19 protein-coding genes and 2 tRNA genes are annotated in these 21325 nt (G+C 60.5%); 17 read left to right on the forward strand and 4 right to left on the reverse strand.

All coding sequences use genetic code 11. From position 1 onward, the window contains the following. Window positions 1-48: 48 nt before the first annotated feature. On the reverse strand, window positions 49-357 hold the full coding sequence (gene yhbY, locus CQW31_RS18585) for a ribosome assembly RNA-binding protein YhbY (RefSeq protein WP_054885643.1): 309 nt from the start codon (window positions 355-357) through the stop codon (window positions 49-51). A 102-nt stretch (window positions 358-459) separates the two neighbouring features. Here yhbY and rlmE point away from each other — a divergent pair, with 102 nt between their 5' ends. The 16 genes from rlmE to CQW31_RS18670 all read left to right on the forward strand — a co-directional run bounded on the left by rlmE (window position 460) and on the right by CQW31_RS18670 (window position 16440). Then, on the forward strand, window positions 460-1086 hold the full coding sequence (gene rlmE / locus CQW31_RS18590; protein ID WP_054885642.1) for a 23S rRNA (uridine(2552)-2'-O)-methyltransferase RlmE: 627 nt from the start codon (window positions 460-462) through the stop codon (window positions 1084-1086). 201 nt (window positions 1087-1287) lie between these two features. After that, window positions 1288-3192 (forward strand): ATP-dependent zinc metalloprotease FtsH, encoded by a 1905-nt coding sequence (gene ftsH, locus CQW31_RS18595; protein ID WP_099815137.1) that lies wholly within the window; start codon window positions 1288-1290, stop codon window positions 3190-3192. An 8-nt stretch (window positions 3193-3200) separates the two neighbouring features. Further along, the gene (gene folP / locus CQW31_RS18600) at window positions 3201-4052 is read left to right on the forward strand and encodes a dihydropteroate synthase (RefSeq protein WP_054885640.1); all 852 of its coding nucleotides are present in this window, start codon (window positions 3201-3203) and stop codon (window positions 4050-4052) included. 16 nt (window positions 4053-4068) lie between these two features. Next, window positions 4069-5409, forward strand: a complete 1341-nt coding sequence (gene glmM, locus CQW31_RS18605; protein WP_054885639.1) for a phosphoglucosamine mutase — start codon at window positions 4069-4071, stop codon at window positions 5407-5409. Between the two features lie 66 nt (window positions 5410-5475). Then, window positions 5476-6231 carry a triose-phosphate isomerase gene (tpiA, locus tag CQW31_RS18610; protein ID WP_099815138.1) on the forward strand — a complete coding sequence of 252 codons (756 nt, stop codon included), beginning with the start codon at window positions 5476-5478 and terminating at the stop codon, window positions 6229-6231. Between the two features lie 4 nt (window positions 6232-6235). Next, window positions 6236-6631, forward strand: coding sequence for a preprotein translocase subunit SecG (gene secG / locus CQW31_RS18615; protein ID WP_054885637.1), 396 nt, complete (start codon window positions 6236-6238; stop codon window positions 6629-6631). Between the two features lie 21 nt (window positions 6632-6652). Next, window positions 6653-6738 (forward strand) — tRNA-Leu (locus CQW31_RS18620). Between the two features lie 100 nt (window positions 6739-6838). After that, window positions 6839-6915, forward strand: a tRNA-Met gene (locus tag CQW31_RS18625). Window positions 6916-7047: 132 nt separating this feature from the next. Beyond that, window positions 7048-7506 carry a ribosome maturation factor RimP gene (rimP, locus tag CQW31_RS18630; protein WP_054885662.1) on the forward strand — a complete coding sequence of 153 codons (459 nt, stop codon included), beginning with the start codon at window positions 7048-7050 and terminating at the stop codon, window positions 7504-7506. Between the two features lie 59 nt (window positions 7507-7565). After that, window positions 7566-9047: a transcription termination factor NusA gene (gene nusA / locus CQW31_RS18635; protein WP_099815139.1), complete on the forward strand. Its 1482-nt coding sequence runs from the start codon at window positions 7566-7568 to the stop codon at window positions 9045-9047. Between the two features lie 27 nt (window positions 9048-9074). Beyond that, window positions 9075-11615 (forward strand): translation initiation factor IF-2, encoded by a 2541-nt coding sequence (gene infB, locus CQW31_RS18640; RefSeq protein ID WP_054885635.1) that lies wholly within the window; start codon window positions 9075-9077, stop codon window positions 11613-11615. Window positions 11616-11731: 116 nt separating this feature from the next. Further along, window positions 11732-12130: a 30S ribosome-binding factor RbfA gene (gene rbfA / locus CQW31_RS18645; RefSeq protein ID WP_054885634.1), complete on the forward strand. Its 399-nt coding sequence runs from the start codon at window positions 11732-11734 to the stop codon at window positions 12128-12130. A 3-nt stretch (window positions 12131-12133) separates the two neighbouring features. After that, the gene (truB, locus tag CQW31_RS18650; RefSeq protein ID WP_054885633.1) at window positions 12134-13051 is read left to right on the forward strand and encodes a tRNA pseudouridine(55) synthase TruB; all 918 of its coding nucleotides are present in this window, start codon (window positions 12134-12136) and stop codon (window positions 13049-13051) included. 149 nt (window positions 13052-13200) lie between these two features. Continuing rightward, window positions 13201-13470 (forward strand): 30S ribosomal protein S15, encoded by a 270-nt coding sequence (gene rpsO, locus CQW31_RS18655; RefSeq protein WP_003249971.1) that lies wholly within the window; start codon window positions 13201-13203, stop codon window positions 13468-13470. A 250-nt stretch (window positions 13471-13720) separates the two neighbouring features. Further along, a complete protein-coding gene (pnp, locus tag CQW31_RS18665; RefSeq protein ID WP_099815140.1) occupies window positions 13721-15826 on the forward strand; it encodes a polyribonucleotide nucleotidyltransferase in 2106 nt (701 codons plus the stop codon). Between the two features lie 263 nt (window positions 15827-16089). Next, a complete protein-coding gene (locus CQW31_RS18670) occupies window positions 16090-16440 on the forward strand; it encodes a BON domain-containing protein (RefSeq protein WP_054885631.1) in 351 nt (116 codons plus the stop codon). A gap of 78 nt (window positions 16441-16518) precedes the next feature. On the opposite strand, the gene CQW31_RS18675 is transcribed toward CQW31_RS18670, so the two are convergent. Further along, window positions 16519-16821, reverse strand: a complete 303-nt coding sequence (locus CQW31_RS18675) for a putative quinol monooxygenase (RefSeq protein WP_099815141.1) — start codon at window positions 16819-16821, stop codon at window positions 16519-16521. A gap of 60 nt (window positions 16822-16881) precedes the next feature. On the opposite strand from CQW31_RS18675, the gene CQW31_RS18680 reads away from it, so the two are divergent. Beyond that, window positions 16882-17295, forward strand: a complete 414-nt coding sequence (locus CQW31_RS18680; RefSeq protein WP_054885629.1) for a VOC family protein — start codon at window positions 16882-16884, stop codon at window positions 17293-17295. Between the two features lie 132 nt (window positions 17296-17427). Here CQW31_RS18680 and CQW31_RS18685 read toward each other — a convergent pair whose 3' ends face one another. After that, window positions 17428-20364 carry a DUF748 domain-containing protein gene (locus CQW31_RS18685; RefSeq protein ID WP_099815142.1) on the reverse strand — a complete coding sequence of 979 codons (2937 nt, stop codon included), beginning with the start codon at window positions 20362-20364 and terminating at the stop codon, window positions 17428-17430. 79 nt (window positions 20365-20443) lie between these two features. Next, window positions 20444-21313 carry an oxygenase MpaB family protein gene (locus tag CQW31_RS18690; protein WP_099815143.1) on the reverse strand — a complete coding sequence of 290 codons (870 nt, stop codon included), beginning with the start codon at window positions 21311-21313 and terminating at the stop codon, window positions 20444-20446. Window positions 21314-21325: the final 12 nt, after the last annotated feature.

Here is a 21325-nt window from a genome sequence, read left to right on the forward strand (position 1 = left end):
GGGGCTGCTTTGCAGCCCTTTCGCGACGCAAGGCCGCTCCCACACCCGTCACTTGTAACGGTGGATGTTGGACAGCTGCTTGTTCGGCTGCGGATTCTTGCGATAGATCAGTGCCTTCTTGCCGATGGTCTGTACCAGTTCGGCGCGGCCGGCCTTGCACAGTTCGGCAATGACGACGGCGCGCTCTTCGCGATCTTCCGAGCGGATTTCGACCTTGATCAGTTCGTGATCGACCAGCGCGCGCTCCAGTTCGGCGATAACGCCTTCGTTCAAGCCGTTGCCAGCGACGATCAGGACCGGCTTCAGGTCATGACCAATGGACTTGTATTGCTTCTTCTGCTCGTTATTGAGCGGCATAATCTGACCCTTTCCGTCTGATTCTGTAAAATTGACCGGCATTTTACCCGAGGGCCACCGGCTCCGCCCAGTCAATCACGACGCATATCATCGAGGTGCCCCGTGGTACAACGTTCCAAAAGCAGCGCAAACTGGCTGCGAGAGCATTTCAACGATCCTTTTGTGAAGCAAGCGCAGAAGGATGGCTACCGTTCGCGTGCGAGCTACAAACTGCTGGAGATTCAGGAGAAAGACCGCCTGATCCGGCCTGGCATGAGTGTGATCGACCTCGGCGCGGCCCCCGGAGGCTGGTCGCAGGTGACCAGTCGTCTGATTGGTGGTCAGGGTCGCTTGATCGCCTCCGACATCCTGGAGATGGACTCGATCCCCGACGTGACCTTCATTCAGGGCGACTTCACGCAGGATGAAGTGCTGCAGCAGATCCTGCAGGCGGTCGGTGATTCGCACGTAGACCTTGTGATTTCCGACATGGCCCCCAATATGAGTGGTACGCCTGCGGTGGATATGCCGCGAGCCATGTTTCTCTGCGAGCTGGCCCTGGACCTGGCGACCCGCGTGCTCAAGCCGGGCGGGGACTTCCTGATCAAGATCTTCCAGGGTGAAGGTTTCGACATGTACCTCAAGGACGTGCGCAGCAAATTCGACAAGGTGCAGATGCGCAAGCCGTCGTCTTCGCGGGACCGCTCCCGCGAACAGTACCTGCTGGGCAGGGGTTTCAAGGGAGCATGAGGCGTATTGCGGGGTGGCTGATAGTTAATTCCAATCGGCTGCCCCGTCTGGATTGTCCGAACTTCGTGTAGTCTAGGTTTCACAAAGGGTTACAGACGGTGCCTGCGGATGCGTAGGTAATGTAGTAAGTTAGGGCGATGAATATCATGCGAGGCACGGCTGCGTCGTGCGCCGGCCTCAGAGGGTAGCGAATTGAACGACATGGCAAAGAATCTGATCCTGTGGTTGATCATCGCAGCTGTCCTGGTGACGGTGATGAACAACTTCTCCAGCCCTAACGAGCCGCAGACCCTCAACTATTCCGACTTCATCCAGCAGGTCAAGGATGGCAAGGTCGAGCGTGTGACCGTCGATGGCTACATCATTACCGGCAAGCGCGCCGACGGTGACAACTTCAAGACCGTGCGCCCGGCCATTACCGACAATGGCCTGATCGGCGACTTGGTCGACAACCATGTAGTCATCGAAGGCAAGCAGCCGGAACAGCAGAGCATCTGGACTCAGCTGTTGGTGGCAAGCTTCCCGATCCTCGTGATCATCGCCGTGTTCATGTTCTTCATGCGCCAGATGCAAGGTGGTGCGGGGGGCAAGGGCGGGCCGATGAGCTTCGGCAAGAGCAAGGCGCGCCTGCTTTCCGAAGACCAGGTCAAGACCACCCTGGCTGACGTCGCCGGTTGCGACGAGGCCAAGGAAGAGGTCGGCGAACTGGTCGAATTCCTGCGCGACCCGGGCAAGTTCCAGCGCCTGGGTGGTCGTATCCCGCGCGGCGTGCTGATGGTCGGCCCGCCTGGTACCGGTAAGACCCTGCTGGCCAAAGCCATTGCCGGTGAAGCCAAGGTCCCATTCTTCACCATCTCCGGTTCCGACTTCGTCGAGATGTTCGTCGGTGTAGGTGCAAGCCGGGTGCGTGACATGTTCGAGCAGGCCAAGAAGCATGCTCCGTGCATCATCTTCATTGATGAGATCGACGCTGTTGGTCGCCACCGTGGCGCCGGCATGGGCGGTGGTCACGACGAGCGCGAGCAGACCCTCAACCAGTTGCTGGTTGAAATGGACGGCTTCGAAATGAACGATGGGATCATCGTCATTGCTGCCACCAACCGCCCGGACGTGCTCGACCCTGCGCTGCTGCGCCCTGGTCGCTTCGACCGTCAGGTCGTCGTCGGTCTGCCGGATATTCGTGGCCGTGAGCAAATTCTCAAGGTGCACATGCGCAAGGTGCCGATCGGCGAAAACGTCAATCCGGCCGTCATTGCCCGTGGTACCCCAGGCTTCTCCGGTGCCGACCTGGCCAACCTGGTCAACGAGGCTTCGCTGTTTGCCGCTCGCGCCAACAAGCGCCTTGTCGAAATGAAAGAGTTCGAACTGGCCAAGGACAAGATCATGATGGGTGCCGAGCGCAAGACCATGGTCATGTCCGAGAAGGAGAAGAAGAACACCGCCTATCACGAGGCCGGTCACGCCATTGTCGGTCGCCTGGTGCCTGAGCACGATCCGGTCTACAAGGTTTCGATCATCCCCCGTGGTCGTGCCTTGGGTGTCACCATGTTCCTGCCGGAAGAAGACCGCTACAGCCTGTCCAAGCGTGCGCTGATCAGCCAGATCTGCTCGCTGTACGGCGGTCGGATCGCCGAGGAGATGACCTTGGGCTTCGATGGCGTTACCACGGGTGCGTCCAACGACATCATGCGAGCCAGCCAGATCGCTCGCAACATGGTCACCAAGTGGGGCCTGTCGGAAAAACTCGGTCCGCTGATGTACGCCGAAGAGGAGGGCGAGGTATTCCTCGGTCGCAGTGCCGCCAGCCAGCACGCCAGCGTTTCTGGCGAGACGGCCAAGCTGATCGACTCTGAAGTGCGTAGCATCATCGACCAGTGCTATGCCACGGCCAAGCAGTTGCTGATCGACAACCGCGACAAGCTGGAGGCGATGACCGAAGCCTTGATGAAGTACGAGACCATTGATGCCGATCAGATCGATGACATCATGGCAGGTCGTACGCCGCGTGAGCCCCGTGACTGGGATGATGACAAGGATTCGGGCGCGCCGACTGCCCAGAATGATCGCCCGGAATCGCCGATCGGCGGCCCCGCAGCTCAACACTAAGGGCATCTATGAGCTCAGTGCAGTACCCGACCCGGTTGCCTTGTGGCAACCGGGTTCTTGATCTTTCCCGTACCCATGTCATGGGTATCCTCAATGTCACTCCCGACTCCTTCTCCGATGGCGGGCGCTTCAGTCAGCGCGACGAAGCGTTGCGCCATGCCGAGGCGATGATCGCGGCAGGGGCCACGCTGATCGACATTGGTGGAGAATCGACCCGCCCCGGTGCGCGTGCGGTTTCGGTCACCGAAGAGATCGAGCGCGTGGCGCCGATGGTCGAGGCCATCAACAGTCGCTTCGACGTGGTCATTTCGGTCGATACTTCAACGCCTGCGGTCATTCGCGAGTCGGCGCGGTTGGGTGCCGGCCTGATCAACGACGTGCGTGCGCTGGAGCGCGATGGCGCTCTGGATGCGGCGGCGGACACCGGCTTGCCGGTTTGCCTGATGCACATGCGCGGCGAGCCCGGGAACATGCAGGACGATCCGCATTACGACGATGTGACTGCCGATGTAACGCGCTATCTTGAACAGCGGATGGCCGCTTGCGCGGCGGTGGGTATCCCTGCCGAACGCATCATTCTTGACCCAGGCTTCGGTTTCGCCAAGACACTCGCGCACAACCTCAGCTTGTTCAAACACATGGAAGCGCTCTATCGCCTGGGGCGCCCGCTGCTGGTGGGCGTTTCGCGCAAGAGCATGATCGGCCTGACGCTGAATCGTCCGGTCGGTGAGCGACTGTATGGCAGCCTCGCGCTGGCGGCTCTGGCCATGACCAAGGGGGCCAGCATCCTGCGCGTCCATGACGTGGCCGAGACCGTCGACGTGGTGCGCATGATTGCCGCAGTACAGAACGCCGAATAAGAACATTGGAGTCCCTATGAGCAGAAAATATTTTGGTACCGACGGGATTCGTGGCCGCGTCGGCGAGTATCCGATCACGCCGGATTTCATGCTGAAGCTGGGCTGGGCGGCTGGCATGGCCTTCCGCAAGCAAGGCAATTGCCGAGTACTGGTGGGCAAGGACACGCGTATTTCCGGTTATATGTTTGAATCCGCGCTCGAGGCCGGCTTGTCTGCAGCCGGTGCTGACGTCATGCTGCTCGGGCCTATGCCGACGCCGGCCATCGCTTACCTGACCCGCACTTTCCATGCTGAAGCGGGCATTGTCATCAGTGCCTCGCACAACCCGCATGACGACAACGGCATCAAGTTCTTCTCCGGGCAGGGCACCAAGCTGCCCGACGAAGTCGAACTGATGATCGAAGAGTTGCTCGATCAGCCAATGACCGTGGTCGAATCGAGCAAGCTGGGCAAGGTTTCCCGTATCAACGATGCGGCCGGCCGCTATATCGAATTCTGCAAGAGCAGCGTGCCGAGCAGCACCAGCTTCGAAGGCCTCAAGCTGGTGGTCGACTGCGCTCACGGTGCCACCTACAAGGTTGCCCCGAGCGTGTTCCGTGAATTGGGTGCCGACGTGACCGTGCTGCATGCGCAGCCGGACGGCCTGAACATCAACGAGGGCTGCGGCTCGACCCACATCGAGTCGCTGCAGGCTGCCGTACTGGTAGGGCATGCCGACCTGGGCATTGCCTTCGACGGCGATGGCGACCGGGTACTGATGGTCGACCACACCGGCGCCATCGTCGACGGCGACGAGTTGCTGTTCATCATCGCTCGTGACTTGCAGGAGCGTGGCAAGCTGCAAGGCGGCGTGGTCGGCACACTGATGAGCAACCTGGGCCTTGAGCTTGCCCTCAAGGATCTGGATATTCCTTTCGTGCGGGCCAAGGTCGGCGATCGCTACGTAATGGCAGAACTGCTCGAGCGCGATTGGCTGCTCGGGGGCGAAAACTCCGGGCACGTGGTGTGCTGCAACCACACCACCACCGGTGACGCGATCATTGCTGCCCTGCAGGTGCTGATGGCGCTCAAGCGCCGCGGCGAAACCCTGGCGCAGGCGCGTCAAGCCCTGCGCAAATGCCCGCAGGTCCTGATCAATGTGCGTTTCGGGGCGAGCAAGGTCGACCCGCTGGAGCATCCGGCGGTCAAGGAAGCCAGCGCCAAGGTCACCGAAGCCATGGCGGGGCGTGGGCGTGTGCTGCTGCGCAAATCCGGTACCGAGCCCTTGGTGCGGGTAATGGTCGAAGGCGACGACGAAAATCAGGTGCGTGGGCATGCCGAAGCCTTGGCCAAGCTGGTCGCAGAAGTTTGTGCCTGAAAGAGGCTTGCCAGCGCAGATCGGGTTGGGTAAGATCTGCGCCCACTTTGACCGACGAGGTAAAGCATGCGTCGCCCCATGGTAGCTGGTAACTGGAAGATGCACGGTACCCGCGCCAGCGTCGCTGAGCTGATCCTGGGCCTGGGCAATATGTCCGTGCCAAGCGGTGTTGAAGTCGCGGTGTTTCCGCCGACGCTGTTCATCAATCAAGTGGTTGATGGTCTGCAGGGTAGCGGGATCGCTGTCGGAGCACAGAATTCTGCGATAAAGCCCGAGCAGGGCGCGCTGACCGGTGAAGTTGCACCGAGTCAGTTGGTTGAAGCAGGTTGCAAGTTGGTCTTGATTGGTCACTCGGAGCGTCGTCAGATCATTGGCGAAAGTGAAGAAGTACTGAAAGAGAAGTTTGCAGCCGCTCAACTTAGTGGTTTAATGCCGGTGCTCTGCGTAGGGGAAACTCTTGAAGAGCGCGAGGCAGGCAAGACACTCGAAGTTGTCGGGCGTCAACTAAGCAGTATCATCGACGCGTTCGGTGTTAAGGCTTTTGCCAAGGCTGTAATTGCCTACGAGCCGGTTTGGGCTATTGGCACAGGTTTGACGGCTTCGCCTCAACAGGCTCAGGATGTGCATGCAGCCATCCGTGCCCAGTTGGCGGCCGAAGACGCCGAAGTTGCCGCAAGCGTGCAGCTTCTCTACGGCGGCAGCGTGAAGGCGGCCAATGCGGCCGAACTGTTCGGCATGCCGGATATCGATGGGGGGCTCATTGGTGGAGCGTCCCTGAACGCAGACGAATTCGGTGCAATTTGTCGCGCCGCAGGAAACTGAACAAATGCTGGAAACAGTTATCGTTGTTTTTCATCTGTTGGCAGCGCTGTCGCTTGTAGTGCTGGTTTTGCTGCAACAGGGTAAGGGTGCGGAAGCAGGTGCATCTTTCGGCGCAGGTGCCTCAAACACTGTGTTCGGAAGCCAAGGTTCTGCTACCTTCCTGAGTAAATTGACTGCTATACTCGCTGCCACTTTCTTTTTGACAGCACTTGGGTTAGGATACTTCGCGAAGCAACAAGCTCACCAGCTTAGCCAAGCAGGTCTTCCAGATCCAGCGGTGCTAGAAGTGAAAGAGCCGCAGAAACCGGCAGTTAATGATGATGTACCGGTGCTCCAGGAACAGAAGAGTGACACCACCACTAAAGGTGATGTACCTCCTCCGGCCGAAGAGCAGAAGTAACGGGTTTCAAGTTGTAGTATTGCCGAGGTGGTGGAATTGGTAGACACGCAACCTTGAGGTGGTTGTGCCCATAGGGTGTAGGGGTTCGAGTCCCCTTCTCGGTACCAATTAAAGCTTGAGAGCCCGCTTTAGCGGGCTTTCTTGCAGGTGAAGGTTTGGGTTTGACCCATAAGCAGGTTAAGACTTATACTTTCGCCCCAGCTTTGTCGCGGGGTGGAGCAGCTTGGTAGCTCGTCGGGCTCATAACCCGAAGGTCGTTGGTTCAAATCCAGCCCCCGCAACCAGCTTCAGCGGAGCCCCTTTTCAGGGGCTTTTTGCTAGCTGAACGAAATTTACGGCGTCGTTGTCCTACGGCGCTTTCAGGGATGGGCGCTTCGCCCATTTTTTATTTGCACAGCATGCACGAGGGGGTTCAGGTGTCGAGCAAGCTAGAACAGTTGCAGGCCTTGTTGGCCCCGGTGGTCGAGGGTCTGGGCTATCAGTGCTGGGGGATCGAATTCGTATCCCAGGGTAAGCATTCGGTACTGCGCATCTATATCGACAAGGAAGACGGCATCCTGGTGGACGACTGCGAAGCGGTCAGCCGTCAGGCCAGCGCGATCCTCGATGTGGAAGATCCGATCAGCAGCGAATATACCCTTGAGGTCTCCTCTCCAGGCATGGATCGCCCACTGTTCACTCTGGAACAGTTTGCCTCGCATGCCGGCGAACAAGTGAAGATCAAGCTGCGTTCACCCTTCGAGGGGCGTCGTAACTTCCAGGGCCTTCTCCGCGGTGTGGAGGATCAGGACGTGGTGGTCCAGGTGGACAACCAGGAGTTCCTGCTGCCGATCGACTCGATCGACAAGGCCAATATTATTCCCAGTTTTGACTGAGACGTGCCGGGCCCGGCGGACTATCCGGGCCTAATGGCTTGCGCAAGGCGAGGCGTACGATGAGCAAAGAAGTACTGCTGGTTGTTGAATCGGTATCCAACGAAAAAGGTGTACCGCCCGGCGTCATTTTCGAAGCGCTGGAAGTGGCCCTGGCTACTGCAACCAAAAAACGTTTTGAGGACGAAGTCGATCTGCGTGTGGAAATCAACCGCCACACCGGTAGCTATGAGACGTTCCGTCGCTGGACCGTGGTCGACGAGAACGACCTGGACGATCCGGCGATCGAAACCTGGCTCGACAAGATCAAGGACACTCACCCTGAAGCGAAAGTCGGTGACGTGATCGAAGAAAAGATCGAGTCCATCGAATTCGGCCGTATCGCCGCGCAGACCGCCAAGCAGGTCATCGTGCAGAAGGTTCGTGAAGCCGAGCGCGCCCAGGTGGTTGACGCCTACCGCGAGCGGGTCAACGAGATCATCTCCGGCACCGTCAAGAAAGTCACCCGTGACAACGTCATCGTTGATCTGGGTAACAACGCCGAGGCCCTGCTGGCCCGCGAAGACATCATTCCACGTGAGACCTTCCGTGTTGGCGTGCGCCTGCGTGCGCTGCTCAAGGAAATCCGCACCGAGAACCGCGGTCCTCAGCTGATCCTGTCGCGCACCGCGCCGGAGATGCTGATCGAGCTGTTCCGCATCGAAGTGCCGGAAATCGCCGAAGGACTCATCGAAGTCATGGCTGCATCCCGTGATCCGGGGTCGCGTGCCAAGATCGCCGTCCGCTCCAAGGACAAGCGCATCGACCCGCAAGGTGCCTGTATCGGCATGCGCGGTTCGCGCGTCCAGGCCGTATCCGGCGAGCTGGGTGGTGAGCGCGTGGATATCGTCCTGTGGGACGAGAACCCGGCGCAATTCGTCATCAACGCCATGTCGCCGGCTGAAGTCGCGGCGATCATCGTTGATGAAGATGCCCATGCAATGGACATCGCCGTTGCCGAAGACAACCTGGCACAAGCCATTGGCCGTGGTGGTCAGAACGTTCGCCTGGCCAGTCAGCTGACTGGCTGGACCCTGAATGTGATGACCGAAAAGGACATCCAGGCCAAGCAACAGGCTGAAACCGGCGACATCCTGCGTAATTTCATCGAAGAGCTGGAAGTCGACGAGGAGCTGGCCCAAGTGCTGGTCGACGAAGGCTTCACCAGCCTCGAAGAGATTGCCTACGTACCGTTGGAAGAAATGCTCAACATCGATGGCTTTGACGAAGAAATCGTCAATGAGCTGCGCGCTCGTGCCAAGGACCGTTTGTTGACCAAGGCCATCGCTACCGAAGAAAAACTGGCAGACGCCCATCCGTCCGACGACTTGCTCTCCCTTGAGGGCATGGACAAGGACCTGGCAGCGGAACTGGCGGTGCGCGGCGTGGTTAACCGCGAAGACCTGGCCGAGCAGTCGATTGACGACCTGCTCGACATCGACGGCATCGACGAAGAGCGTGCCGGCAAGTTGATCATGGCCGCCCGAGCCCACTGGTTCGAGTAATTAGGCGCGGCCTGAGGAGAGAAGTGCATGACGCAAGTCACGGTGAAAGAACTGGCCCAAGAGGTCGAGGCACCGGTAGAGCGCCTGCTGCAGCAGATGCGTGAGGCAGGTCTGCCGCACACCGACGCCGGTCAGGTAGTGACCGACAATGAAAAGCAGACTCTGCTGACCCATTTGAAGAGCAGCCACAAGAGCAAGGCGGAAGAGCCGCGCAAGATTACCTTGCAGCGCAAGACCACCAGCACCCTGCGTGTCGCCGGTAGCAAGAGCATCAGCGTAGAAGTACGCAAGAAGAAAGTTTTCGTTCAGCGCAGCCCGGAAGAAATCCAGGCCGAGCAGAAGCGTGAGCTGGATGAGCGCCGCGCGGCTGAAAATGCCGCTCGCGAAAAGGTCGAGGCCGAAGTTCGCCAGCGCAACGAAGAGCAGGCTCGCCGTCAGGCGGCCGATGCTGCTGCTGCAGCGCCAGCTCCGGCGCCTGTGGCAAAGGCCGAACCAGCGCCTGCTCCGGCCCCGGTAGTCGCCGACGCCCCAGCGTCCGAAGACGCCGCCGCCCGTGCTGCCGAGCGCAAGAAGGACGAAGCCCGTCGCAACGAAGGCCGCACCCGTGACGAAGACCGTCGTGGTGGCGAGCGTCGTGGCGAAGCGCCGCGCGTGTCGATCAAGGTCAAGGTCAAGGAGAAGGAAAAGGCTCCGACTCCTCGTGCCGCACCGCGCACCACCGACGAAGAGAGCGATGGCGCTCGTCGTGGCCGTGGTGGCAAGAGCAAGCTGAAGAAACGTAACCAGCACGGCTTCCAGAACCCGACCGGCCCCGTCATTCGTGACGTGACCATCGGCGAGACCATCACCGTCTCCGAGCTGGCCAACCAGATGTCCGTCAAGGGCGCCGAAGTGGTCAAGTTCATGTTCAAGCTGGGTACCCCGGTTACCATCAACCAGGTGCTCGACCAGGAAACCGCTCAGCTGGTCGCAGAAGAGCTGGGTCACAAGGTCACCCTGATCAGCGATACCGCTCTGGAAGACTCCCTGGCCGAATCGCTGAAGTTCGAAGGGCAGACCGAGTCGCGTGCGCCGGTAGTTACCGTCATGGGTCACGTCGACCACGGTAAGACCTCGCTGCTCGACTACATCCGTCGTGCCAAGGTTGCTGCTGGCGAAGCCGGTGGTATTACCCAGCACATCGGTGCCTACCACGTGGAAACCGATCGCGGCATGGTCACCTTCCTCGATACCCCGGGCCACGCTGCGTTTACCGCCATGCGTGCCCGTGGTGCCAAGGCCACCGACATCGTCATCCTGGTGGTGGCGGCGGACGACGGCGTGATGCCGCAAACCCGCGAAGCCGTTCAGCATGCCAAGGCTGCTGGCGTTCCGCTGGTGGTTGCAGTGAACAAGATCGACAAGCCGGGTGCCGACCTCGATCGCATCCGCAACGAACTGGCCGTCGAAGGCGTGACCTCCGAGGACTGGGGTGGTGACACGCCGTTCGTCAAGGTTTCGGCGAAGATGGGTACCGGTGTCGACGAATTGCTCGAAGCCGTTCTGCTGCAGGCCGAGATCCTCGAGCTGACCGCCACCCCGACCGCTCCAGGTCGTGGCGTCGTGGTCGAATCGCGCCTGGACAAGGGCCGTGGCCCGGTGGCGACCATCCTGGTTCAGGACGGTACCCTGCGTCAGGGCGACATGGTCCTGTGCGGCTCCAACTATGGCCGCGTGCGTGCCATGCTCGACGAGAACGGCAAGCCTGTGAAGGAAGCCGGCCCGTCGATCCCGGTCGAGATCCTCGGCCTGGACGGTACCCCGGAAGCCGGTGACGAGCTGTCCGTGGTTGCCGACGAGAAGAAGGCCCGTGAAGTTGCCCTGTTCCGTCAAGGCAAATACCGCGAGGTCAAGCTCGCCCGTGCTCACGCCGGCAAGCTGGAAAACATCTTCGAGACCATGGGTCAGGAAGAGAAGAAGACCCTCAACATCGTCCTCAAGACCGACGTGCGGGGCTCCCTGGAAGCACTGCAGGGCTCGCTGTCTGGTCTGGGCAACGACGAAGTTCAGGTGCGCGTGATTGGTGGCGGCGTCGGTGGTATCACCGAAAGCGACGCCAACCTGGCGCTGGCTTCGAATGCAGTACTGTTCGGCTTCAACGTGCGTGCCGATGCGGGCGCGCGCAAGATCGTCGAGCAGGAAGGTCTGGATATGCGTTACTACAACGTGATCTACGACATCATCGAAGACGTCAAGAAAGCCCTGACCGGCATGCTCGGCAGCGATGTTCGCGAGAACATCCTGGGCGTCGCTGAAGTCCGTGACGTGTTCCGTTCGCCGAAGTTCGGCGCCATCGCTGGCTGTATGGTCATCGAAGGTACCGTGTACCGCAACCGTCCGATCCGCGTACTGCGCGAAGACGTTGTGATCTTCGAAGGTGAACTGGAATCGCTGCGTCGCTTCAAGGACGACGCTTCCGAAGTGCGTTCGGGCATGGAGTGCGGTATTGGCGTCAAGAGCTACAACGACGTCAAGGTCGGCGACAAGATCGAAGTCTTCGAGAAAGTCCAGGTTGCTCGTACCCTTTAAGGGTGAGCAGGGCGCCAGCCCCCGCCGCAGGGCGGTGGGCAGCGCCTCAGTAGGTAGCGCCCGGTCAGGCTTAAGCCTCACCGGGCGTTTGCCGCTTTAAGTTACAGGTAGCAAGAATGGCCAAAGAATACAGCCGTACCCAACGTATCGGTGATCAGATGCAGCGTGAGCTGGCCGAGCTGATCCGCCGTGAAGTCAAGGACCCACGCGTCGGTCTGGTGACCATCACCGCTGTGGATGTCAGCCGCGACCTGGGCCATGCCAAGGTCTTCATCACCGTCATGGGCGAAGAAGCGCCAGACGCCGTCCAGCAGTCGCTCAAGGCCCTGAACAGCGCCGCAAGCTTCCTGCGCCTGCACCTGGGCCGCTCGATGCAGCTGCGCAGCGTGCCGCAGTTGCACTTCCACTTCGATGAAAGTGTCAGCCGTGGTGTCCACCTCTCGGCGCTGATCGAGCGTGCAGTGGCCGAAGACCGCCTGCACAAGGATGCCGACGAGTCGGACGCCAAGGAGTAAGCGGTGGCCCAGGTCAAACGTATCCGCCGCAACGTCAGCGGCATCATCCTGCTCGACAAGCCGCTTGGTTTCACCTCCAACGCCGCGCTGCAGAAGGTCCGTTGGTTGCTCAATGCCGAGAAGGCCGGCCACACCGGCAGCCTCGACCCGCTGGCCACCGGCGTGCTGCCGCTGTGCTTTGGTGAGGCGACCAAGTTTTCGCAGTACCTGCTCGATTCCGACAAGGGCTACGAAACGGTCATGCAGCTGGGGCAGACTACCAGCACCGCAGACGCTGAAGGTGAAGTCCTGCAGACCCGCGAGGTGACCGTTGGTCGCGCCGATATCGAAGCGGTGATCCCGCGTTTTCGCGGTGAAATCCTTCAGGTACCGCCGATGTACTCAGCGCTCAAGCGTGACGGCCAGCCGCTGTATAAACTGGCGCGTGCAGGAGAGGTAGTGGAGCGCGAGGCGCGTTCTGTTACTATTGGCCGCTTGGAGTTGCTCGAGTGCGAAGGCGCCCGTGCACGGTTGTCGGTTGGCTGCAGCAAAGGCACCTATATCCGCACCCTGGTGGAGGATATCGGCGAGGCCCTTGGCTGTGGCGCCTATGTCGCCGAGTTGCGCCGGACCCAGGCCGGGCCTTTTGCCCTGGCCCAGACGGTGACCCTCGAGGAACTCGAGCAGGCCCATGCCGAAGGCGGCAACGAAGCGCTCGATCGCTTCCTGATGCCGTCCGACAGCGGGCTGCAGGACTGGCCACTGGTGTGCCTGTCCGAGCACAGCGCGTTTTACTGGCTGCATGGCCAGGCAGTGCGTGCGCCGGATGCACCGCAGTTTGGCATGGTCCGCGTACAGGATCACAATGGCCGCTTCATCGGTATCGGTGAAGTGAGCGAAGACGGGCGCATTGCGCCGCGTCGATTGATTCGGTCGGAATGACCGAAACCACAGGTCGAGGCTTTGGCTGAAACCGGTGGAACGAGGGTGGCTGTCAGTAGGCACGGTCACAGCTCATTTTATTAATACAGGGTTTTGTCCCTGGCCTATTGGAACCCGCTTGCGGGATCCGTTTGATTTGGAGAAGCCTCATGGCCCTCAGCGTTGAAGAAAAAGCTCAGATCGTTGCCGAATACCAGCAAGCCGCCGGCGATACCGGTAGCCCGGAAGTGCAGGTTGCTCTGCTGACCGCCAACATCAACAAGCTGCAAGGCCACTTCAAGGCCAACGATAAAGACCACCACTCCCGTCGTGGTCTGATCCGTATGGTCAACCAGCGTCGTAAGCTGCTGGACTACCTGAAGGGCAAAGACACCACTCGTTACAGCGCCCTGATCGGTCGCCTGGGCCTGCGTCGCTAATAGCGGCCTGGTCAGTGGTGTGCATGGCGTGTCGCAAGCTTCGGCTATGCTGCTTTGCAGCATCGTCGTCGGGCACGCCACGCGTATCTCCGAGGTTGGCAGCCTGGTTTTGCTGAGCGGTTTACCGCGCAGCAGCCAGGCTCCCAACCTCGTGTTGTATCTGGACGGTCAACGGGGCCGATTCCCCGTTCTGCCCAAGAATTCGCAAGAAACCAGTTCCCCCAGAGCCACTGAAAAAAGGTAGGAAACCGTGAACCCGGTAATCAAGAAATTCCAGTTCGGTCAATCGACCGTTACTCTCGAAACGGGCCGTATCGCCCGTCAGGCAACCGGCGCCGTGCTGGTGACCGTCGACAACGACGTCACCGTGCTGGTAACCGTGGTCGGTGCCAAGCAGGCCGACCCAGGCAAGGGGTTCTTCCCGCTGTCGGTCCACTACCAGGAAAAGACCTACGCCGCCGGCAAGATCCCGGGTGGCTTCTTCAAGCGTGAAGGCCGTCCTTCCGAGAAAGAGACGCTGACCTCGCGCCTGATCGACCGTCCGATCCGCCCGCTGTTCCCAGAAGGGTTCATGAACGAAGTGCAGGTTGTCTGCACCGTGGTTTCCACCAGCAAGAAGACCGATCCGGACATCGCTGCGATGATCGGTACCTCGGCTGCCCTGGCCATCTCCGGCATTCCGTTCGAAGGCCCGATTGGCGCTGCCCGTGTTGCCTTCCACGAAAGCACCGGCTACCTGCTGAACCCGACCTACGAGCAGCTGGCTGCTTCGAGCCTGGACATGGTCGTTGCCGGTACCTCCGACGCCGTTCTGATGGTTGAGTCGGAAGCTCAAGAGCTGACCGAAGACCAGATGCTGGGCGCCGTGCTGTTCGCCCACGACGAGTTCCAGGCTGTCATCCAGGCTGTCAAAGAGCTGGCCGCCGAAGCGGGCAAGCCGACCTGGGACTGGAAACCTGCCGTTGCCAATACCGAACTGTTCAACGCCATCCGTGCAGAGTTCGGCGAAGCCATTTCCCAGGGCTACACCATCACCGTCAAGGCCGACCGCTACGCGCGCCTGGGCGAGCTGCGCGATCAGGCCGTTGCCAAGTTCTCTGGTGAAGAAGGCCAACCTTCGGCTGCTGAAGTCAAAGAAATCTTCGGCGAAATCGAATACCGCACCGTTCGCGAAAACATCGTCAATGGCAAGCCACGTATCGATGGTCGCGACACCAAGACCGTACGTCCGCTGAACATCGAAGTCGGTGTGCTGCCCAAGACCCACGGCTCGGCCCTGTTCACCCGTGGCGAAACCCAGGCCCTGGTCGTCGCGACCCTCGGTACTGCGCGTGATGCCCAGCTGCTGGACACCCTCGAAGGCGAGAAGAAAGACCCGTTCATGCTGCACTACAACTTCCCGCCGTTCTCGGTGGGCGAGTGTGGTCGCATGGGGGGGGCCGGTCGCCGCGAAATCGGCCACGGCCGTCTGGCCCGTCGTTCGGTTCAGGCCATGCTGCCATCTGCCGACGTGTTCCCGTACACCATCCGTGTGGTATCGGAAATCACCGAATCCAACGGTTCCAGCTCCATGGCTTCGGTCTGCGGTGCTTCCCTGGCTCTGATGGATGCCGGTGTACCGATGAAGGCGCCGGTTGCCGGTATCGCCATGGGCCTGGTCAAGGAAGGCGAGAAATTCGCAGTCCTGACCGACATCCTCGGTGACGAAGACCACCTCGGCGACATGGACTTCAAGGTTGCGGGTACCGCCAAAGGCGTTACTGCACTGCAGATGGACATCAAGATCAACGGCATCACCGAAGAGATCATGGAAATCGCCCTGGGCCAGGCCCTGGAAGCGCGCCTGAACATCCTCGGCCAGATGAACCAGATCATTGGCGAGTCGCGTACCGAGCTGTCGGCCAACGCCCCGACCATGATCGCGATGAAGATCGACACCGACAAGATCCGTGATGTCATCGGCAAAGGCGGCGCTACCATTCGCGCCATCTGCGAAGAAACCAAGGCTTCGATCGACATCGAAGACGACGGCTCGATCAAGATCTTCGGCGAAACCAAGGACGCGGCAGACGCAGCCAAGCAGCGCATCCTGGGCATCACTGCCGAAGCCGAGATCGGCAAGATCTACGTCGGCAAGGTCGAGCGAATCGTCGACTTCGGCGCCTTCGTCAACATTCTGCCTGGCAAGGACGGCCTGGTTCACATCTCGATGCTGAGCGACGCTCGCGTAGAGAAGGTGACCGACGTACTGAAAGAAGGTCAGGAAGTCGAAGTGCTGGTACTGGACGTGGACAACCGCGGCCGTATCAAGCTGTCGATCAAAGACGTTGCCGCTGCCAAGGCTTCGGGCGTCTAAGCGACTGAAATGCGACAGGAAAAAGGGCCCCTCCGGGGCCTTTTTTTTATGGGTTGGGGAACCTTTTGCGGACTTGCATCTTGCATGCAGGTTTTTCGCACTGATTGCAAAATGCACGAATGTCGGTTGCTGCCTTGTTCTTTAAGTTGTTGATTTATAAGGAAACAAGCGAAGCGGACAAACTGGCACAGCGCATGCAACTACAGTGTTACCTGCCGCCAGGACATACGGCGCAGACCTTTCGACAAACAGGAGTGACCCAAATGAAGAAGTTCGCCATTGCTGCCGCTACTGCTACCGCTCTGACCCTGACCATGGCCAACGGTGCCTTCGCTGCCCAGCCAACTCAGGCTCCGGTCATGTTGGCTGCCAATACCGTGGACAACGCCAAGCAGGAAGGCTCTGACACCTGGATCACCACCAAGGTCAAAGCTGACCTGATGACCGAGAAAGGCGTACCGGGTAGCGATATCAAGGTGGAAACCAGCCACGGTGTTGTTTCGCTGTCGTCTGACGTGAAGGTGACCGAATCGCAGAAGGCTGAAGCTGTTCGCATCACCAAAAATATCAAAGGCGTGAAAAGCGTGATGGCTGATGGCTTGAAAGCCGAATAAGGAATGTCCCGTCGGCCAAACGGATTTGGCCACCTCTATCAAAGCCCCGGCTACTGCCGGGGCTTTTTCATGTTGGCCTCAGTGCACAGGGTTACGAGCGATCACATTACTTTCAAAGCACTCCTGCTCTACGATCAGCGGTTCGACCAGCGGGCGACTATCGCGAAAGTGGGCGGTCTGGGTATGTGCCTCGTACGCATTATCGTCGCGGTAGATCTCGTACAAGTAGATCACGTCTGGATCCATGCGGTCCTGGGATACATCGAACACCAGGCAGCCGGGCTCGGTAGCGACAGAGGCAGCGGCATTGACCTTGATGGCAGCGAGAAATGCTTCGGCGCAGCCGGCTTGGACGCGGGTCTTGATGAACAGGCTATACACAGGGCGTTCCTTTTGTTTTAAATTCAGCTATGAATTGTATACAAAAATGGAGTTACACCAATGTCCGAATTGCCTGCCCGTCCTGGCCGCCTGAATGGTCTGCGCCATATCGCCTTGCTGGTGCCCAACCTCGAAGAGTGTGAACGTTTCTATGTCGATGTGATGGGCATGGAGGTGCTGAACCGGGCTAATGAGGACCTGGTTTATCTGACCTGTGGTAATGACAACCTGTCGCTGGGGCGTGGGGCAGGGGCGGCCAATGGCCTGCAGACCCTCGACCATTACGGGTTCATCGTAGATAGCGTGGAGGAGCTGGAGGCCTGGTACCAGTACTTCAAGGCGCGGGGCGTGACCTTGCTCGATAAACCGTTCAACCATGGGGATGGTGCGCGCAGCTTCCACCTCCTGGACCCGGCCGGGAACAAGGTGCAGCCGCTGTATCACCCATCGGTATCAGGGCAGCGGCTGGTGTAGGAGCGGCCTTGTGTCGCGAAAGGGCCGCAACGCGGCCCCTCGATCTCCGCACCAACATTGAATACCAGGGGCCGCTGTGCGGCCCTTTCGCGACACAAGGCCGCTCCTACAGGGCGCACGCAGGTTTGTTGACTACTCGGCATCCAGGTGCATCGGCGTAATCACCCGCCCATCGCTCTCGGCCTGCCCAAGGTTGGTATCGATGAAGTACACCCGGTCATCCTCGAGCTTGCCCTTGTCGACCAGGTAGTCCTTGATGCTGCTGGCCCGCTCCTGGCCAAGGGTACGCAGCAATGCAGTGCTTTCAGCCCAGGACTTGATCACCGCCTCGCGCAGCTTGGCGGTGCGCTCGTCACGGCTCAACTGCTCCCACTCGGCGGGAGGTTGTTGCTTCAGGCGGGTCCGGTAGATGCCTTCGAGCATCGCCGGCTTGTCGCGCTCATCGACCTGCAGCATCGAGGCATTGGCCGGTACCTTGTCGCCACGGCGTTGCAGGATCTTGTACCAGTTCGCCTGGTATTCACGTTCCAGACGTTGCTGAGCAATCAATGGGCCGTCGCTGCTCTGGGCACTGGTGCCTTCGATCTCCAGGCGCAGCTCCGGGCGTTCCTTGAGGGCGGACGCGAGCTTGTCCAGTGTCGACTGCGCATCGCCACTGAGTTCACTTGAGCCTGGGGCGAACGCCACGGTACCGAGGTCTTCCGAGCCACCACCGGAAATCAGCCCACCGATGAACTTGAACGGCGCCTGCGCCGCACGCAGTACCAGGTTGCGCAGGGTCTGCCAGACGATCGGCATGACGCTGAACTGCGGGTTGTTCAGGTCACCGGAAACTGGCAGTTCGATGGAGATCCGCCCCTCAGTGTCTTTCAGCAGCGCGATCGCCAGGCGGATCGGCAGGTCCACGGCATCCGGGCTGTCGACCTTCTCACCCAGTTGCAGCTGCTCGACCACCACCTTGTTCTCGGCCTTGAGCTGACCGTTGGTGATCAGGTAATGCAGGTCAAGGTTCAGCCGCCCCTTGCGGATGCGGAAGCCGGCGAACTTGCCGGAGTAGGGCGTCAAGGTGGTCAGTTCGACGCGCTTGAAGCTGGTGGCGATATCCAGGCTGGCCAGCGGGTTGAACGGGTTGAGTGCGCCCTTGATGGTGACCGGGGCATAACGGTCGACCTTGCCTTTGACGTCGACCTTGGCCGGGGTCGGCTTGCGGTTGTCGATGGTGCCTATCTGGCCGTTGAGCTGCTGGATGGCGGTGGCAAAGTTCGGGGTGAGGATCAGGTCGGCGAAGTTGGCCGAGCCATCGTTGATGTCGATCTGGCCGATGCGGATGCCCAGTGGCTTGCCGGCAGTGGCACTGGCCGGCTTGGCCGGGCTGCTGGCAGGCGCGCCGGCCGGTTGCGGGATCAGCAGGTCGTCGACGCTGGTGGTGCGGTCTTCGTTGATGATGAAGCGTGCGTAGGGCTGCAGCAGGGTCACCTTGTCGATCGATAGGGCATCACCGTGCACGTATGACAGGCCATCTACGTTCACTTGCTGCCATTTGACGAAGTCACGGCCCTTGATGGTGTCCAGGGTGTGCAGCTGGTTGACCTGAGCCTTGCCTGCAACGCTGAAGGCCAATGGCTCGGTGCTCGTGAGGTTGACCTTGAGGTCGCTGGCGAGCATGCCACTGCGCAGCTCAAGGCGAATGAACGGGCTGATGTAGGCTTGGGCGACGCGCAGGTCGATGTCACGGGTGCTGACATCGAGCTTGGCCGTGACCGGCGCCAGATTCACTTCACCTGCCGCCTGCAGCTTCCCTTGCTTGCCAATGCCGGTGTCGAGCTTGAGGGTGAAAGGCGACTGGTTGAGGCTGTCGAAACCTTGCATATCGAGGTTCAGCGGGCCCACGTCCAGCGCCACCGGCTCCTTCTGGCTGCGGTCGGCGAGGTGAGCCTGATAGTTGCGCAGTTGCACGTCCTTGAGCAGTACCTGCCAGGGCTTGCTCGGCGCTTTGGCGGCCTTTTCATCTGCGCTGGGCTCGGCAGTCGCCGGCTCGGCTTTTTCTTTCGGGGTGGGCTTGGCCGGCTGGCTGGCGAACAGCTTCTGCCAGTCGAGCTGGCCGTCCTTTTCCAGGGCTGCCCAGGTTTCCAGTTTTTCGCTGCGGACTTTGCCGACGGTGACCAGCTGCCTGGCCAGGTCGATGGACGTCTCACTCACCTCCAGGTTGGCCAGGCGCACCAATGGCCGGCCATCGGGTGCCTTGATGGCGAACGGCGCGACTTTGACCGAGGTGTTGTCCAGCAACAGCTCGGTTTCCTTGGACAGGTTGAGCGTGTAGTGGGTATCGAGGTTGACCACGCCGTCTTCGAGTACAAGGGGCAGGGCATCGCGGACATAGGGCCAGAACAGCTTCATCTTGCCGTCGGTGACTTTCAGCGTGCCTTTCGAGGCGATCGGCGCCAGGCTGAGGGTGCCGTTCCAGTCGACGCGGCCACCATTGGGACCGAGCGCCACCAAGGTCATGTCGGCGTTGTCGTCGGGCAGGGTACTGAGATTCTTCAGCTCCAGGTTCATGTCGTCGTAGAGGAACTCGATCGGTTCGCTCGGGCGCACGTCCTCGAAATGCAGGTAGCCGCCGCTGATCCTGATGCTGTCGATACGCAGCGGGAAGGGATCGCCGGCGGGAGTGTCCGGTCTGGGCTCGCTGGCTGGCAACTTGAACAGTTGGGTCAGGTTGAGCGTGCCGTCCTTGGCGAACAGCACCTCGTTGCGGGGCTTGTCGAGTTCGATCGCCTGCAGGTGCAGTGCACGTTTCCACAGGCTGTCGAGTGCCAGGTTCGCGTATAGCCGTTCGAAGCCGACCTGCTCCTTGCCGGGCTCGCCGAGTTGCAGTCCCCACAAGGTCAGCTCGAGGCTGAAGGGGTTGAGTTCGATGCGTTGCAGATGCGCCGGCACGGTAGCGTATTGCGCCAGCTGCTGGTTGGCGATCCGCAGGGCGACACCAGGGAGGATGAGGAAGCCGAGCAGGCTGTAGAGGGCCACGAGAGCCAACAGGGCGCCGAGGGCGCGAGTCAATCCTTTGTACATGTGTCGCTTCGTCTGTCTAAGCAGGAGTGCTTGGAGTATGGCACGTTAAATCGGTTCCGCTGAGGCGACCAGTTTCCCCTCACTCGATACCCATGCGCCGCCTGGCCCGGTGCGCCGAACCGTCACGCATGGCCCAGCGCAGGATCGGTGCCGTGCGCTGCAGGCCAAGGCGGATCATGTGTCGTTGCAGCGGCCCCTGTTGAAGGCCGAGCAGGGCCTGGGCCCAATCCGGCAGCAGGTCGATACCCGCCTGCAGCATCAACTTGCCCACTGGCTCGGCAAGGCGACTGGGTGCGGGGGCTTCGAGCAGGATCCCGACCACTTCCAGGCTACGGGCGCTGCATTGCAGCTGTGGGCGCATCTGCTGCAGATAGTCCTCGACCTGTTGGCAGGAGCGTGGCACCCCACGGGCACCGAGGCGTTCGGCAATCAGGGCGATCTCGGCGTAGTAAGCGTCCTGATCGGCGCGTGACAGTTGCGGATCACGGTAGCGCAGGTGGGCAGCAAGGAAGCTGCTGACTTCGGCCACATGCACCCAAGTCAGCAGGTCGGGGTCGCTGGCAGCGTAGGGACGGCCGTCCGGTGCAGTCCCGGTCACCTGCACGTGGATGGTCCGCACCTTGTCGATCAACCACTCGGCATCCCGGGTGGAGCCGAACGTGGTGCCGGAGATGAACTGGCTGGTGCGACGCAGGCGACCGAGCAGGTCTTCGCGAAAATTGGAATGGTCCCACACTCCGGCCAGGGCCAGCGGGTGCAACAGTTGCAGCATCAGGGCGCTGATCCCGCCAACCAGCATGCTCGGAAAGTCGCCATGCACCCGCCAGCTGATGCTGTGGGGGCCGAACAGGCCGGGGTCACCTTTGGGGGATTCAAGGTCGAGCTGGCCGAGGGCCAACCCGGTGAGGCTCATGAGCTGGGTTTCGATGCGTCGGCGTAGGGCTTCCATGGCGTCCTGTGG

The sequence above is a fragment of the Pseudomonas sp. 382 genome (genome assembly GCF_002759075.1).
GTDB lineage: Bacteria > Pseudomonadota > Gammaproteobacteria > Pseudomonadales > Pseudomonadaceae > Aquipseudomonas > Aquipseudomonas vlassakiae.